The 15874-nt window shown below is 72.8% G+C and carries 13 protein-coding genes; 3 read left to right on the top strand and 10 right to left on the bottom strand.

Translation table 11 applies throughout. The features are described 5' to 3' along the window. Positions 1-23: 23 nt before the first annotated feature. The 6 genes from AC4IHM_RS05260 to AC4IHM_RS05285 form a co-directional block, all read right to left on the bottom strand. Positions 24-866 carry a nitrilase-related carbon-nitrogen hydrolase gene (locus AC4IHM_RS05260; RefSeq protein WP_490865911.1) on the bottom strand — a complete coding sequence of 281 codons (843 nt, stop codon included), beginning with the start codon at positions 864-866 and terminating at the stop codon, positions 24-26. 102 nt (positions 867-968) lie between these two features. Beyond that, entirely contained in the window at positions 969-2567 is a 1599-nt protein-coding gene (locus AC4IHM_RS05265) for a PucR family transcriptional regulator (RefSeq protein WP_490865912.1), read from the bottom strand. A gap of 32 nt (positions 2568-2599) precedes the next feature. Next, on the bottom strand, positions 2600-3883 hold the full coding sequence (locus AC4IHM_RS05270; RefSeq protein WP_490865913.1) for an aspartate aminotransferase family protein: 1284 nt from the start codon (positions 3881-3883) through the stop codon (positions 2600-2602). Further along, positions 3880-4722, bottom strand: a complete 843-nt coding sequence (locus AC4IHM_RS05275) for a nitrilase-related carbon-nitrogen hydrolase (RefSeq protein ID WP_490865914.1) — start codon at positions 4720-4722, stop codon at positions 3880-3882. Before AC4IHM_RS05275 ends, AC4IHM_RS05270 begins: the two co-directional genes overlap by 4 nt. Before the next feature lie 178 nt (positions 4723-4900). Next, positions 4901-6586, bottom strand: a complete 1686-nt coding sequence (locus AC4IHM_RS05280) for a hypothetical protein (protein ID WP_490865915.1) — start codon at positions 6584-6586, stop codon at positions 4901-4903. A gap of 136 nt (positions 6587-6722) precedes the next feature. Continuing rightward, positions 6723-6974, bottom strand: a complete 252-nt coding sequence (locus tag AC4IHM_RS05285) for a helix-turn-helix domain-containing protein (protein WP_490865916.1) — start codon at positions 6972-6974, stop codon at positions 6723-6725. A 64-nt stretch (positions 6975-7038) separates the two neighbouring features. Here AC4IHM_RS05285 and map point away from each other — a divergent pair, with 64 nt between their 5' ends. Together map and AC4IHM_RS05295 are read left to right on the top strand one after the other, a co-directional pair. Then, positions 7039-7815: a type I methionyl aminopeptidase gene (gene map, locus AC4IHM_RS05290; protein WP_490865917.1), complete on the top strand. Its 777-nt coding sequence runs from the start codon at positions 7039-7041 to the stop codon at positions 7813-7815. A 203-nt stretch (positions 7816-8018) separates the two neighbouring features. Then, on the top strand, positions 8019-10547 hold the full coding sequence (locus AC4IHM_RS05295) for an ATP-dependent Clp protease ATP-binding subunit (protein ID WP_490865918.1): 2529 nt from the start codon (positions 8019-8021) through the stop codon (positions 10545-10547). Positions 10548-10554: 7 nt separating this feature from the next. Here the strand turns inward: AC4IHM_RS05295 and ggt are convergent, their stop codons facing one another. Next, positions 10555-12357, bottom strand: a complete 1803-nt coding sequence (gene ggt / locus AC4IHM_RS05300) for a gamma-glutamyltransferase (protein WP_490865919.1) — start codon at positions 12355-12357, stop codon at positions 10555-10557. Between the two features lie 119 nt (positions 12358-12476). Here ggt and AC4IHM_RS05305 point away from each other — a divergent pair, with 119 nt between their 5' ends. Next, positions 12477-13235 (top strand): hypothetical protein, encoded by a 759-nt coding sequence (locus AC4IHM_RS05305; protein WP_490865920.1) that lies wholly within the window; start codon positions 12477-12479, stop codon positions 13233-13235. On the opposite strand, the gene AC4IHM_RS05310 is transcribed toward AC4IHM_RS05305, so the two are convergent. From AC4IHM_RS05310 to AC4IHM_RS05320, 3 genes are all read right to left on the bottom strand, one after another. After that, positions 13232-14139 (bottom strand): IS5 family transposase gene (locus AC4IHM_RS05310; protein ID WP_490870743.1). Its coding sequence is split into 2 segments (ribosomal slippage): positions 13232-13794 and positions 13794-14139, totalling 909 coding nucleotides; the frame shifts between segments, so codons are not numbered across the junction. The two genes, AC4IHM_RS05305 and AC4IHM_RS05310, sit on opposite strands and share 4 nt — an antisense overlap. Positions 14140-14539: 400 nt before the next feature. After that, positions 14540-14947, bottom strand: coding sequence for a DUF6278 family protein (locus tag AC4IHM_RS05315; protein ID WP_490865921.1), 408 nt, complete (start codon positions 14945-14947; stop codon positions 14540-14542). A 76-nt stretch (positions 14948-15023) separates the two neighbouring features. After that, positions 15024-15803 (bottom strand): exodeoxyribonuclease III, encoded by a 780-nt coding sequence (locus tag AC4IHM_RS05320; protein WP_490865922.1) that lies wholly within the window; start codon positions 15801-15803, stop codon positions 15024-15026. Positions 15804-15874 lie beyond the last annotated feature (71 nt).

Genomic DNA, 15874 nt, shown 5'->3' on the forward strand with positions numbered 1-15874 from the left:
CTCCTGTCAGGGGCCCCGGCGGGTCAGGGCGCGGTCAGCGGGGAGTACGCGCCGGGCGCCCGGTCGCGGTAGAACTGCCAGCGGTCGCGGACCTCGCGCAGCTTGCCCATGTCGAGGTCGCGGACGAGGAGTTCGCTCTCCTTGTCGCTGGCGACCTCGCCGACGAACTTCGCCTCGGGGTCCACGAAGTACGAGGTGCCGTAGAAGTCGTTGGCGCCCAGCTCCTCGACGCCCACGCGGTTGATGGCGCCGACGAAGTACTCGTTGGCGACGGCCGCCGCCGGCTGCTCCAACTGCCACAGGTAGCCGGACAGGCCGCGCGAGGTGGCCGACGGGTTGAAGACGATCTCGGCGCCTTCGAGGCCGAGCGCCCGCCAGCCCTCGGGGAAGTGCCGGTCGTAGCAGATGTACACGCCGACCTTGCCCACGGCGGTGTCGAAAACCGGCCAGCCGGAGTTGCCGGGGCGGAAGTAGAACTTCTCCCAGAAACCCTCGACCTGCGGGATGTGCGTCTTGCGGTACTTGCCGAGGTAGGAGCCGTCGGCGTCGATCACGGCGGCGGTGTTGTAGAGGACGCCGGGCTGCTCCTCCTCGTACATCGGCAGGACCAGGACGATGCCGTGCTCGCGGGCGAGCCGCTGGAAGCGCTCGACGATCGGGCCGTCGGGGACGCGCTCGGCGTAGGCGTAGAACTCGGGGTCCTGGACCTGGCAGAAGTACGGCCCGTAGAACAGCTCCTGGAAGCACAGGACCTGTGCGCCCTGGGCGGCGGCGTCGCGCACCGCCTGCTCGTGGACCTGGATCATCGATTCCTTGTCGCCCGTCCAGGTGGTCTGGAAGAGCGCGGCGCGGATCACTCGGCTCATCTTCTGCCTCCACTCGCTCGGTGTGCTGAGAGCCTAGGAACGGCGGATGGCCGGATTGAGTGGCACGGTGTCACGTCTGCAGGGGTCGGGCATTGCACGGTGTCACCCCTGTTGTGCGTCGTGGGCGAGGAGCGCGATGTGGACGGAGGCGGCCTGTTCGAAGTCGTCGAGGTCCACGCCGAGGCGGCCCTGTATGGCCTCGAGCCGGCGGTAGAGGGCGGGCCGGGAGACGTGGTGGAGCTGGGCGGTGCGGGACTTGTTGCGGCCGGTGGCGAAGTAGGTGCGCAGCACGGACAGCAGGTCCTCCTCGGGGCCGCCCAGCAGTCCGTCCAGCTCCCGCTCGGCGAAGGACTGCACGTGCGGGTCGTCGCGCAGCAGCCGGACCAGGCCGCGCAGGTGGATGTCCCGCAGGCGTACGACGGGCGGCAGGTCGAGGGCGGCGGCGGAGTCGGCGACGGCGTCGGCGACGTGCTGGGCCTCGCGCAGGCCAGCGGGCACGTCGTCCCAGTCGGTGCGGGCGTCGGCCGCCGCGACCACGGCGTGCGAGGAGTCGGGTTCCGAGCGCAGCCGGGCCGCGAAGTGGGCGGTCAGCGCCCTGGCGTCCTGGTCGGGGGCGAGACTGAGCAGGACGGCGACGCGCTCGTCGGCGAGCCCGGCGGCGATGCCCGGCAGTCCCAGCAGCCGCAGTACCCGGTCGAGTCGGGCCGGCTCCCGGTCGCGGACGACCAGCGGGACGAACAGCCGCCGGTTGACCGGCAGTCCGGCGGCGCGCGCCCGGGGCAGCAGTTGCCGCGCCGGTACGGCGCCGCTGACCAGGTCGGTGAGCAGGCTCCGCGCGGACTGCTCCTCCCAGGAGTCCCAGGAGCCGCCGGGCTGCGCGCCGTGGCCGGCGAGCATGCGGTGCAGGACGAGGGCCTCGGCGGCCCGGTCGGCGAGCAGTCGTCCGGCGGCCCGGTCACCGTGGTAGCCGCACAGCACCAGCCGGCCCCAGCGCTCCCCGCGGCAGCTCAGCTCGGCGCGGATCCAGCCGTCGGCCGTGCCCGCGCCGGCCTGGCGGGCGATGCGCTCCCAGTCCCGGAGCACGTCGTCGACGGCGGACCGCTCCCCCGCCGTGGCGAGGACGCGGTGGGCGAGGTTGGTGACGACGACCGGACAGCCGCCGTGCCGTGCCACCTCGTCGAGGAGGCGCTGCATCGGGGCGCCGGCGGTGATCAGACCGGTCAGTTCGGTGCGTACGACCTCGGAGAGGCTGACGGCGGCGAACTTGCGGCGCAGCAGCCGGGACTGCACCTCCTCGGTCAGTTCCGCGAAGGGGAAGGGGCGGTGCAGGACGACCATGGGCAGCCCGCACCGCTCGGCCGCCCGCCGCATCACCTCCGGCGCGGCGGGGAAGGCGCGGCCGAGGCCGAGCACGACGGCCGAGGCCTCCGCGCGGTGCAGGGAGCGGATGTACTCGCCCTGCTTGTCCTCGTCACCGGCGAGCAGCACGCCGGTGGTGAGCACCATCTCGCCGCCGCTGAGCATCACGCCGACATCGGCGGCCTCGGCGACATGCACCCAGCGCACGGGCCGGTCGAGTCGGTGTGCGCCGGCCACCACCTCGGGCTGTCCGGCGAGCACCCGTTCCAGGCCGAGGATCTGACGGACCGACAGGGCGGGTTCCCAGGGCTGCTGGTCCAGGGGCTCCAGGGTGGAGGTCATGTCGGCGGTTCCTCTGCTCGGGACGCTGCTGTTCAGATGCTCCGCAGGGCGCGGTCGAGGATCGCGGCGCCCTCCTCGGCCTCCGCGACGGTGAGGGACATCGGCGGGGCGATGCGCAGGACGCTGGTGCTGTGGCCGCCGCCCTTGCCGATGAGCAGCCCGCCCGCGCGCGCCTCCTCCAGCACGGTGGACGCCGCCTCGGGGGCGGCCTCGTCGGTGCCGGGCCGGGTCAGCTCGATGCCGATCATCAGGCCGCGCCCGCGCACCTCGCGTACGTGCGGCACCTGGGCGGCGACGGCCCGCAGCCGCTCGATGAGCAGTCCGCCGACGCGCCGGGCGTTGCCCTGGAGGTCGTGTTCCAGCAGGTACGTGAGGTTGGCGAGGCCGGCCGCCATGGTGACCTGGGTGCCGCCGAAGGTGGAGATGCTGTTGGCCTCCAGGCAGTTCATGATCTCGGCGCGGGCGATGACGCCGCCGATCGACATGCCGTTGCCGATTCCCTTGGCGAAGGTCACGATGTCCGGCGGGCCGCCGCGGCCGTGCGCCTGCCAGCCCCAGAAGTGCTCGCCGGTGCGGCCCCAGCCGGTCTGCACCTCGTCGGCGATCCACAGGATGCCCCGCTCGCGCAGCACCTCGCGGAAGGCCGCGTACAGGCCGTCGGGCGGGGAGGTGAAGCCGCCGACCCCCTGGACCGGCTCGGCGATCAGCGCGGCCGGGGCGCGGGTGTGGCCGAGCAGGTCCTTCAGGTCGGCGACGCAGGCGTCGATGAAGTCCCGGTCGTCCAGGTGCGCGTAGGGGCCGCGGGTGCGGACACCGCCGTGGACGTAGAGGGTCTGGAGCGGGGAGAGGGAGGTCGGGGACCAGCCGCGGTTGCCGGTGACGCCGACGGCGCTGAAGGAGCGGCCGTGGTAGCTGTTGCGCATTGCCAGGATCGTGTTGCTGCGCCGGTAGGTGGTGGCGAGCAGCAGGGCGGTGTCGTTGGCCTCGGTGCCGGAGGTGGTGAAGAAGACCCGGGCGTCCGGGATGCCGGACAGGTGGGCGACGCGCTCGGCGAGGTCGACCATCGGCCGGTTGAGGTAGAGGGTCGAGGTGTGCAGGATCCGCCCGGCCTGTTCGGCGACGGCCTTGGTCACCTCGGGCAGGGCGTGCGCGGTCATCGTGGTGAGGATGCCGCCGAAGAAGTCGAGGTACCTGTTGCCGTCGGCGTCCCAGACGTGCCGGCCCTCGCCGTGGGTGATCTCCAGCGGGTCCTCGTAGTACAGGGTGAGCCAGTCGGGCAGCACGGCGCGGTGGCGGCCGGGCAGGTCTCGGGTCATGGCCGCACCAGTCCCTCGTAGGCGTCGGGGCGGCGGTCGCGGTAGAAGGCCCACTGCCGGCGTACTTCGTCGACGAGGTCGAGGTCCAGGTCGCGGACGAGGAGTTCCTCCTCGGTGTCGTCGGCCGGCTCGCCGACGAACTGTCCGCGCGGGTCGACGAAGTACGACGTCCCGTAGAAGTCGTTGTCCCCGTACTCCTCCTGTCCGACCCGGTTGATCGCGGCGACGAAGTACTCGTTGGCGACGGCCGCCGCCGGCTGTTCGAGACGCCACAGGTGGGCGGAGAGGCCGCGGTGGGTGGCGGACGGGTTGTATACCAGCTGCGCTCCGTTGAGGCCGAGTTGCCGCCAGCCCTCCGGGAAGTGCCGGTCGTAGCAGATGTAGACGCCGACCTTGCCCACGGCGGTGTCGAAGACGGGCCAGCCGAGGTTGCCGGGGCGGAAGTAGAACTTCTCCCAGAATCCCTCGACCTGCGGGATGTGGTGCTTGCGGTACGTCCCGAGGACGGTGCCGTCGGCGTCGATCACGGCCGCGGTGTTGTAGTAGAAGCCGGACTGCTCGACCTCGAAGAGGGGGGCGACGATCACCATGCCGGTCTCGCGCGCGAGCGCCTGCATACGGCGGGTGGTCGGGCCGTCGGGCACGGGTTCGGCCCAGCGGTAGTGCCCGGGGTCCTGGACCTGGCAGAAGTAGGGGGCGTTGAAGACCTCCTGGAATCCGATGATCCGCGCGCCCTGCCGGGCCGCCTCGCGGGCGTGCTCCTCGTGTTTCGCCACCATGGACTCGGTGTCGCCGGTCCAGGTGGCCTGGACGAGAGCGGCACGTACGACATTGGCCATGAGCTGCTCCTTCGACACGACGTCAGAGCCTCTACGCCCGTAGAGCAGGCCGTAGAGGGACGAACGTAAGCCTGGCCGGACGGGCTTGCCAAGACCATCGTCGTCAAGCCGCGGTGTCGATCGCGTTTCGCACTCCTGTGGGTGAGTGGTGGGACGGACGGGGCGGGCGGGGCGGCGGTCAGGTGGCGAGTCCGGCGACGCGCAGGGCGTGCAGGAGGTCCCAGTGGCAGCCGTCGGAGACGCCGTGCGCGGCCTCCAGCAGCAGCGGTACGAGGACCGGCGGGTCGGGTTCGGCGCCGCGGGCCGCCTCCTGCGGGGTGCGGGCCCGGACGCAGGCGTCGAGGAGCGCGCGGGCCGCGCGGTGCCGGCCCTCGGCGACCAGGTCCAGGACGGCCGCGCCGATCTGGGCGGCCGGGCGGGCGACGCCCTGTCGCAGGACCTGTTCCGCGTCGTCCCCGCGTCCGGCTCCGGCCAGCGCGTCGGCGGCGGCGACCAGCGGGCCGGCGGGCAGGGAGGCCATCTCCCACAGCAGGGTCGTCCAGTCGGCGCCGAGGCCTGCGTCCGCCAGCCGCTCGGCGAGCACCGGGAAGCGGGCGGCGGGCCCGTGCGCCGCCTCGGCGAGGAGGGCGTGCGCCTCCCCGCTGCGGCCCTCGGCGCGCAGCCGAGCCAGCGACTCGACGAGGCGGTCGACCGCACGCCGGTCGGCCTCCGCCACCTCCGGCACGGGCCGCGGTGCCGCCGCCTCCCCGCCCTCCGCGGCCCCGGCGAACCGCGCCCCGCGCGGCCCCTCCGGCGCGGCGGGTGCCGCCGGTACACGGAGGGACATCGCGGCGACGGGAGCCACCTCCACGTCGTCGACGACCCCGGCGAACCGAGCACTGCCACGGCGGCGCTTACGCCGTTTGGGGACGGGGGGTGGGTCGGCGGCGGGGATTTCGGCAGCGGTGGGGCCTGCGTCGGCGGCGGGGGCGCCCCGGGCGGGGTGCCTGCCGGGGTCGCGAGGCGCGTGGCGGGGCCCGGGGGCGGCGGGAGCGGACCCCGGGGCAGCAGGATCGGGCCCGTAGGCGGCGCGCGCGGGGGCGTGGGACACCGGGCCGGAGGCGTAGGAGGTGGAGGAACTCGGCTCGCCGAACTCGGAGCCCGGCCCTCCGGCGGCGGGCCCGCGCCACGCCGCGCCGGTCCCGTCAGGGGCGGGCTCCGGCTCCCACGGGGCCGGGCCGGGGACATGGGGCGCCGAGCCGGACCCCTGAGCCGTGAACACCGGCTCGCCCTGCGTGGGTCGGGCGGGTGCCGGAGGGTTCGGCCCGCCGTGGGACAGGGGGCCGGGTTCCGTGGGGAACCGTCCGGCGGCGCCCGTGTGCCGGTCCAGTTCCGCCATCCGGGACTGGATCTCGGCGCAGCGGGCGGTTGCGCGGGCGTGGTCGTCTCGGGCCCAGGCGAGGTCGAGGCGGAGGAGGTCGGCGGTCTCCGGGGCGGGGGACGAGGAGAGCTGCCGCGCCAGTTCGGCCTGGCGTGCGGCGGCGTAGCGCTGTTCGCGGAGCATGACGTTGAGCCGGTCGCCGAGGGCGTCCCGGGCGCCCGGCAGGGAGTCGTAGGCGGTGAGCGCGGCGGCGTGCAGGGCGCGGGCCCGTTCCGTCTCGGTCGCGGCGGCCGGGGCACCGTACCGGCCGGCGAGATCCTGGAGCAGCGCCTCCACCACGTCCCACGGCGGGACCTCGCGTCCGTCGAGACAGGCCCGCATGCCGTCGGGATCCCGCCGCCAGAACACCCCGCACCAGCCGTCGCCCTGGTCAAGGCGCGTCAGCAGATCGGTCAGGTAGCGGGCGAACTGCCCGACCCGGCCCGGCAGATGATCCACGGCCATCGCTCGACTCCCACCCGGCCGGAGGATTCCGGCCCGGTCCTTCCGACCCATCCGGTCCGTCCGGTCACGTAGGCAACACCCTCTGTGTTACAACGCCGCTACGGGGAGTTTCGGGAAGTGTGTCGTCACACCTCTCTCACACCCCCACCGGCACGCACCGCCCGGCCAGCTCGTCCATCGACAGACCCAGTGCGCGGGCCAGCGCGGCCACCGTGAAGAACGCCGGGGTGGGCGCCCGGCCGGTCTCGATCTTGCGCAGGGTCTCGGCGGAGATGCCGGCCTCGGCCGCGACCTCCACCATGCTCCGTTCGCCGCGTGCCGCGCGGATGAGGCGCCCGAGCCGCTCGCCGCGCTCGTGCTCTTCCGGGGTCAGTGGGGTGCGTACCATTCCGTCATTCTAATACCGGCCCCCTCGGCGTGACCCCAATTCAAATACCGGTATAGTAATTGGCATGGTGGAACTCAAGACAGACGCGTCCATCGACGCCATGCACGAGGCGGGACAGGTCGTCGCGCGCGCCCTGACCGCCGTACGACAGGCCGCCGACGTGGGTGTGTCCCTGCTGGAACTCGACGAGGTGGCACACGGGGTGCTGAAGGAGGCGGGGGCCGGCTCACCGTTCCTCGGTTACCGGCCCTCCTTCGCACCGACCCCGTTCCCGGCCGTCGTCTGCGCCTCGGTGAACGACGCGATCGTGCACGGCATCCCGGACGGCTACCGGCTGCGCGACGGCGACCTCGTCTCCATCGACTGCGGGGCCACGCTGAACGGCTGGGCGGGCGACTCGGCGCTCAGCTTCATCGTGGGCACCCCACGCCCGGCGGACGTCACGCTGGTGGAGACCGCGGAGCGGGCCCTCGCGGCGGGCATCGAGGCCGCCGTCGTCGGCAATCGCGTCGGCGACATCTCGCACGCGATCGGCACGGTGTGCCGGGCCGGCGGCTACGGGATCATGGACGACTTCGGCGGCCACGGCATCGGCCGCCGTATGCACGAGGACCCGGGGGTGCCCAACGAGGGCAGGCCGGGACGGGGACTGCCCCTGCGGCACGGCATGGTCATCGCCATCGAGCCCATGCTGATCGCCGGCGGCCGGGACGACTACCACGCGGCGGCGGACGGCTGGACCCTGCGCTCGAACGACGGCTCCCGGGCGGCCCACGTGGAGCACACCGTGGCGATCACGGAGAGCGGTCCGCGCGTGCTGACATCGAGGGACGGCGGCTGAGCCGGGCGGCTGGTGCCCGGCACGGCTCAGGACCGGGCCGCCGCACCCGCTCCCCCGCCGGCCGGGAGGCCGCGGGCCGGCCGGCCCGCGGCCTCCCGGCATGCCCGCCGGAACAGATCGTGCCATGTTGGGCATGAGCGCACCCCGACCGGGTTACCCGGCCCCGGCACGCCGATCAGCGAAGCAGCGGAGGACCGGACACGATGACCAGCGGCTTCATGGGCCCGGAGGGCGACCCGTTCGCGGAATTCCTGGCACGCTTCTTCGGCGGACCGCGACCGAGGCAGATCGACATCGGGCGGCTGCTCAGCCAGCCCGCCCGGGAACTGGTGCGCGGTGCCGCCCAGTACGCGGCCGAGCACGGCAGCCGGGACCTGGACACCGAGCACCTGCTGCGGGCCGCGCTCACCACCGAGCCGACCCGGGGCCTGCTCAGCCGGGCCGGCGCCGACCCCGACTCGCTGGCGTCGCAGATCGACGAGCGGACCGGCCCGGTGCAGCACCCGCCGGGCGAGGTGCCGCCGCCCACGTCGCTCTCGCTGACCCCGGCCGTCAAGCGCGCCCTGCTGGACGCGCACGAGCTGGCCCGGTCCTCCGGCACCGGCTACATCGGCCCGGAGCACGTGCTCAGCGCCCTGGCCGCCAACCCGGACTCGGCCGCGGGGCACATCCTGAACGCGGCCCGGTTCGCTCCCCCGAGCCTGCCCACGGAGGCGCCGGACGCCGCGAAGGCCCGCACCGAGAACGCACGGGCCACGAACACGCCGACCCTGGACAAGTACGGACGCGACCTCACCGAGCTGGCCCAGCAGGGCCGGATCGACCCGGTGATCGGGCGCGAGGAGGAGATCGAGCAGACCGTCGAGGTGCTCTCCCGCCGCGGCAAGAACAACCCGGTGCTGATCGGTGACGCGGGCGTCGGCAAGACCGCCATCGTGGAGGGACTCGCCCAGCGCATCACCGACGGCGACGTGCCCGACGTGCTGGTCGGCCGCCGCGTCGTCGCGCTTGACCTGACCGGCGTGGTCGCCGGCACCCGCTACCGGGGCGACTTCGAGGAGCGGATGAACAACATCGTGGGCGAGATCCGCGCCCACTCCGAGCGGCTGATCATCTTCATCGACGAGCTGCACACCGTCGTCGGCGCCGGTGGCGGCGGCGAGAGCGGCTCGATGGACGCCGGGAACATCCTCAAGCCGGCGCTGGCCCGCGGCGAGCTGCACATCGTGGGCGCCACCACGCTGGAGGAGTACCGCCGGATCGAGAAGGACACGGCCCTCGCCCGCAGGTTCCAGCCCATCCTGGTGCCGGAGCCCACCACCGTGGACGCGATCGAGATCCTGCGCGGCCTGCGCGACCGCTACGAGGCCCATCACCAGGTCCGCTACACCGACGAGGCGCTGGTCGCGGCCGTGGAGATGTCGGACCGCTATCTCACCGACCGGCGGCTGCCGGACAAGGCGATCGACCTCATCGACCAGGCGGGCGCCCGCGTGCGGCTCCGGGCGCGCACCAAGGGCACGGACGTACGGGCCATGGAGCGCGAGGTCGACCAGTTGATCCGGGACAAGGACCAGGCGGTCGCGGACGAGCAGTACGAGCAGGCCACGCGGCTGCGCGACCGGATCACCGAGCTGAAGCAGCGGATCACCGAGGCGGACGGCGGCGACGAGGCCGACGAGGGCCTGAACCTGGTCGTGGGCACCGAGTCCATCGCCGAGGTGGTGTCCCGGCAGACCGGCATCCCGGTGAGCAGCCTCACCCAGGAGGAGAAGGACCGCCTGCTGGGCCTGGAGTCCCATCTGCACGAGCGGGTGGTCGGCCAGGACGAGGCGGTACGGGTCGTCTCGGACGCCGTGCTGCGCTCCCGCGCCGGGCTCGCCAGCCCCGACCGGCCCATCGGCAGCTTCCTCTTCCTCGGCCCGACCGGCGTGGGCAAGACCGAGCTGGCACGGGCGCTGGCCGAGGCGCTGTTCGGCAGCGAGGACCGGATGGTCCGGCTCGACATGAGCGAGTACCAGGAACGGCACACGGTCTCCCGCCTGGTCGGCGCCCCGCCCGGCTATGTCGGGCACGAGGAGGCCGGTCAGCTCACCGAGGTGGTGCGCCGGCACCCGTACTCGCTGCTCCTGCTGGACGAGGTGGAGAAGGCGCACCCGGATGTCTTCAACATCCTCCTCCAGCTCCTGGACGACGGCCGGCTGACCGACTCGCAGGGCCGCACCGTGGACTTCACCAACGCGGTCGTCGTGATGACCAGCAATCTGGGCTCCGACGTGATCACCCGGCGCGGCGCCGGCATCGGCTTCGGCGCGGGCGGCTCCGACGCGGACGAGGAGGCCCGGCGCGAGCAGGTGCTGCGCCCGCTGCGCGAGCACTTCCGGCCGGAGTTCCTCAACCGCATCGACGAGATCGTCGTCTTCCGCCAGCTCAGCGGCGAACAACTGCGGCGGATCACCAGCCTGCTCCTCGACCAGACCCGCCGCATGGTGCACGCGCAGGGCATCACGGTGGACTTCACCGACGCGGCCGTGGACTGGCTCGCCGAGCGCGGCTACCAGCCCGAGTACGGTGCCCGGCCGCTGCGCCGCACCATCCAGCGCGAGGTCGACAACGAGCTGTCCCGGCTGCTCCTGGACGGCCGGATCACGGAGGGCGGCCGGGTGACGGTCGACGTCGAGGACGGGCGGCTGGCGTTCCGTACGCCCGAGCCGCCCGTCACCGAGGCGTGAGCAGCGCCTACTTCACCGGCCTGACCACCATGGCCGAGCCGCCGCCGCGTCGTTCCTTCTCGGCGGCGGCCAGCCATGTGCCGTCCGGCAGTCGCTGCACGCCGGTCGCGGCGCCGATCTCGGGGTTGGCCGTGAAGGAGTGCCCGAGCGCCTCCAACTCGCCGCGCGACGCGCTGTCGTAGAGGCCCGGTTCCAGCTCCGTGGCGGCGGCGTTGCGCTGGCTGGCGCGCGGCGCGGCGATCGCGTCGACGAGCGGGAGGCCGCGGTCGATGAAGCCGGTGAGCGTCTGGAGCACGGTGGTGATGATGGTGGCGCCGCCGGGTGAACCGACCGCCACGACCGGCTTGTTGTGCTGGTCCAGGACGATCGTCGGCGCGATGGAGGAGCGCGGGCGCTTGCCGGGTCCGGGCAGGTTCGGGTCGTGGACGGCCGGGTCGGCCGGGGCGAAGGAGAAGTCCGTCAGCTCGTTGTTGAGCAGGAAGCCCCGGCCGGGCACGGTGATGCCGCTGCCGCCGGTCTGCTCGATGGTGAGCGTGTAGGCGACGACGTTCCCCCACTTGTCCGCCACGGTCAGGTGCGTGGTGTTCTCGCCCTCGTACGTCGTCGGCGCCGCGGTTCCGCCGTCGGCGCAGGGGGCCGGGTGCCGCGGGTCGCCGGGCGCCAGGGGGCTGGTGAGTACCGCGTCGTCCTTGATCAGGCACGCGCGCGAGTCGGCGTACCGCTGCGAGAGCAGTTCCCTCGCCGGTACGTCCTCGAAGGCGGGGTCGCCGACCCAGCGTCCGCGGTCGGCGAACGCGATACGGCTCGCCTCGATGAAGCGGTGCAGGTAGCGGGCCTTGCTCGCCTTGGAGAGGTCGGTGCGCTCCAGGATGTTGAGGGCCTCGCCGACGGTGGTGCCGCCGGAGGAGGAGGGCGCGATGGAGTAGACGTTCAGGCCGCGGTAGGAGGTCTTCGTGGGGGTCTGGAGCTTGGCGCGGTAGGCCGCGAGGTCCTTGGCGGACAGGTCGCCGGGGCGGGCGTTCCAGCCGGAGTCCGGGTCGACGGGCGGCTTGTTGACGGTGGCGACGATGTCCTGGCCCAGTGTGCCGCGGTAGATCGCGCCGACGCCCTCGCGGCCCAGCTGACGGTAGGTGCGCGCCAGGTCCGGGTTCTTGAACGTGGAGCCCACGGCCGGGAGTTCGCCGCCCGGCAGGAACAGCGCTGCGGTGTCGGGGAAGTGGCGGAACCGCTCTTCGTTCGCGGCGGTCTGGGAGCGGAAGGTGTCGTCGACGGTGAAGCCCTGCCGGGCGAGGCGCTCGGCGGGCTCCAGCACGGAGCCGAGCTTTCGGCTGCCCCAGTTGTCGAGGGCGGTCTGCCAGGTGGCCGGGGTGCCCGGGGTGCCGACGGCGAGGCCGCTGGTGACGGCGGCGGCGAAGTCGAGGGGCTTGCCGTTCTCCGTGAAGAGGTTCTCGTCAGCGCTCAGGGGCGCGGTCTCGCGGCCGTCGATGGTGCGCACGGTACGGGACTTGGCGTCGTAGTAGACGAAGTAGCCGCCTCCGCCGACGCCGGCGGAGTAGGGCTCGGTGACGCCGAGGGCGGCGGCGGTGGCCACGGCGGCGTCGACGGCGTTGCCGCCCTTGCGCAGGACCTCGATGCCGGCGGCGGAGGCGTCCTGGTCGACGCTGGCGACCGCGCCGCCGTACCCGACGGCGACCGGGGTCTTGGGGGCGGCCGGTCTGCTCTGCGCGGCGGGCGGGGCCGCCGCCCCCACCGACACCACGGCCGCCGAGACCGCGAGGACCGCCAGTTTCCGTGCGACAGGGCGCCGCATCCGCACCTCCAGGGAAGAGCCGTCCGGGCAGCTTAATTCATCGTCATGGCCGCGTCAGGACTGTTTCGGCGCCGCCCGGTCGAACACCGGTACGTCGAGGACCGCTAGCATGCGCGCCCATGAGCGACGACGTACGCAACATCGTCCTGGGCGTGGTGGCGGCCGGCATCAGTGCCGCGCTTGGCTGGTTCGCCCGTACGTACCTGTGGAAGCGGAAACTCCGCCGCAAGCAGGCCTTCTTCGGGCTGCCGGAGAGTTCCGAGTCGCTGCTCGTCGTCAACCGGGACCCCGCCGCCTCCGAGCCGGCGGTGCACCGCTTCGACGTGTTCGCGCTGCTGGAGCTGTCGGCACTGGTCAAGGACTGCGGCGCGCACGTCCAGGTGGTCACGCAGGACATGGTCCACCAGGGCTTCGGCGAGCGCACGGAGTTCTGCGTGGGCGGGCCCGGGTCGAACCGGCGGATGGCCGCCCACATGGCGGCCATGCTGCCCGGGGTGCGGGTCAACGTCGATCCGGAGCCCGGTCCGGACCGCGGCGCCTTCCAGATCGGCGGCGAGCGGTACCGCATGGACGCGGGCATCACGGAGTATGTGCTGCTGGCCCGTCTCACCGCCGGGGACCGGCGGGAGGCCCGGCCCGCGTTCCTGTTCTGCGGCCAGCGCGCGATCACCAATCAGGCGGCGACCCGCTATCTTGCCCGGCACCACGAGAAACTGGCCCGCAAGCACGGCGGCAACTCCTTCGTGCTGCTGCTGAAGGTGGTCAACTCGCAGGCGTACGGCCCGGATGTCGTCGAACTCGTCGGAGACGTGACCCGGGCGGCCACCGCTCCCCTGCCGACCCCGGCACCCACGTCACCCGGCTCCCACCGGGCCTAGGGGGTGTCTGACAAATGGTCTTGGCGCGGTTCGCGGAGCCAGAGGATGAGTGCTGCGAGGTGGAGTCCGGCCCGGTAGCGGGCGGCGAGTTTGTCGAAGCGGGTCGCGATGGCCCGGAACTGCTTGAGCCGGTTGAAGCAGCGTTCGACGACGTTGCGAGCTTTGTAGAGACCACGGTCGAAGGCCGGTGGCCTGCCGCCGGCCCGGCCGCGCCGCATCCGGTTGGCCTTCTGGTCAGCCCTTTCCGGGATCACCGCCCGGATGCCCCGGCGACGCAGCGTCCGGCGGATCGCCCGTGACGAATACGCCTTGTCGGCGATGACCGCGTCGGGTCTGCGACGCGGCCGCCCGACGCCGGTCCGGGGCACTCTCACCGCGTCCAGGACCGCCTCGAAGGCTGTCGAGTCGTTGACGTTGCCGGGTGTGACGAGGACGGCCAGAGGCAGGCCCCGGCCGTCGCAGGCGAGGTGAACCTTGGTGGTCAGCCCACCGCGGGACCGACCGAGCGCCTGACGATCCGCCTCGCGTTCCGGATCTTCCAGTTCGTCCCCCGCCGACGCCCCTTTTTGCGGGCGCCGGCTGCATGCTGGTGGGCCCGACTGATCGTGGAGTCGACCGAGACCGTCCATTCCACGGCCCCGACCGAGTCGTCGCGGACCTGGACCTCTTCGAGCAGGCGCGCCCAGGTCCCGTCCGCCTCCCAGCGGGCGAACCGTTCATAGACCGTCTGCCACGGCCCGAAGCGCTCTGGCAGGTCACGCCACGGACCACCCGTCCGCAACCGCCACAACACCCCGTTGATCACCTGCCGATGATCCCGCCACGGACGCCCCCGCCCGTCAACACCCGGCAACAGCGGCGCTATCCGCTCCCACGCCACATCCGTCAGCTCACCACGACCCACCACAAGACCAATTATCAGACACGACCTAGGGCCGGGGCGCGGGCGCGTCGCCTGGGCGGGGTCCCGGCGACCCGGCCGCACCCCGGTCCGACAACCGCTCCGCGCGGGTGACTCGACCCGCCCCACCCTCGCCGCACCACCGCCAACGGGCCCGGCACGGCCAGGTCACCGGCATTGGTCCTGGGCCCGGTGCGCAGCTGACCTTCTCCTCGCCCGCGGACGCCCTGTCGTGGTGTCCGCCCCGCCGCGCGAGCAGTGATCTCCGGCTGCACCCTGCGTGTGCCCCCTGTGCGTTCGTGTGCGCTGACGACTGCAACGTATCTAGACAAAAGGTAGGTATGTCAACGACACGCACTTTACGGGCATTAGCCCTATTTACGACCTTCCTGGGGTCAAAGGATCACGCTTCGGCGACTTCGCCGTACAGTTGCGAGAGTTCGGGCGCCCCGTCCGCCGCCCACGCGTGACCGGACGCCACCACGTCGAACTCCCGGCCGGAGGCGAGCCGGACGACGGGCTGACCGTCGGTCCGGATGCTCCAGACGGCGCCGGGCACGGTGCGCACGATCACGGTGCCGAGGTACAGACCGGCGTCGTTGCCGAGCCAGGCGAGGATCTCCTCGTCGCCGCGCCATCGCGGGAGCACCTGGTCCAACTGCTCCAACGAGACGGCGGAGTCGTCGAGTCGGACCCCATCCCGCGAGGCCTGCGAGCGCAGCAGATCACAGTCGGCGAGCAGCTCACCGATGCCCTCGGCGTCGTGGACCCGGGACCCCACGCGCCGCTTGCCCAGGAAGGGGAAGTTCATACCTCCACACTGTCATTCGTACCGCCATGTGCACCACAGGGCACGCGGCGGGAGACGGCGGCGGGGCGGCCGGCGCCTACACGTCCAGGTCCACCACGACCGGCGCGTGGTCCGAGGCGCCCTTGCCCTTGCGCTCCTCGCGGTCGACGTAGGAGTCGGTGACCGCCTTGGCGAAGGGCTCGTTGCCATACACCAGGTCGATGCGCATGCCGCGGTTCTTGGGGAAGCAGAGCTGGCGGTAGTCCCAGTACGTGAAGGGGTGGTCGTACTTCAGCGGACGCGGCACCACGTCGGACAGGCCCGCCCCGCGCAGGGAGGCGAGGGCGGCGCGCTCGGCGGGGGTGACATGGGTGGCGCCCTCGAAGGCGGCGGGGTCGTACACGTCGTCGTCCGTCGGGGCGACGTTGTAGTCCCCCAGCACCGCGAACGGACGGCTGCCCTTCGCGTCGCCCTCGACGGCGGCGCGCAGCGCCTCGAACCACTGGAGCTTGTAGGCGTAGTGCGGGTGTTCCACCTCGCGGCCGTTTGGCACGTACACCGACCAGACGCGGACCGGGCCGCAGGTGGCGGAGACGGCGCGGGGCTCCTGGACGCCTTCGTAGCCCGGGTCGCCGGGGAGGCCCTTGACCACGTCCGCCAGGCCCAGGCGGGAGAGCACCGCCACCCCGTTCCACCGGCCGGTGGCGTGCACGGCCGCCTCGTAGCCCGCCGCGCGCAGCTCGTCGGAGGGGAACTGCGCCTCGGCGACCTTGGCCTCCTGGAGGCACAGCACGTCGGTGCCGCTGCTCTCCAGCCAGGCGAGCAGCCTCGGCAGGCGGGCGGTGATCGAGTTCACGTTCCAGGTCGCGATGCGCATGTCCCACAACCTACCGGGCGGGACCGACAGCCCGGTCCCGCCCGGGGCGGCGCCCGGGAGGGCCGGGGACC

This window comes from Streptomyces sp. SL06 (assembly GCF_058244745.1).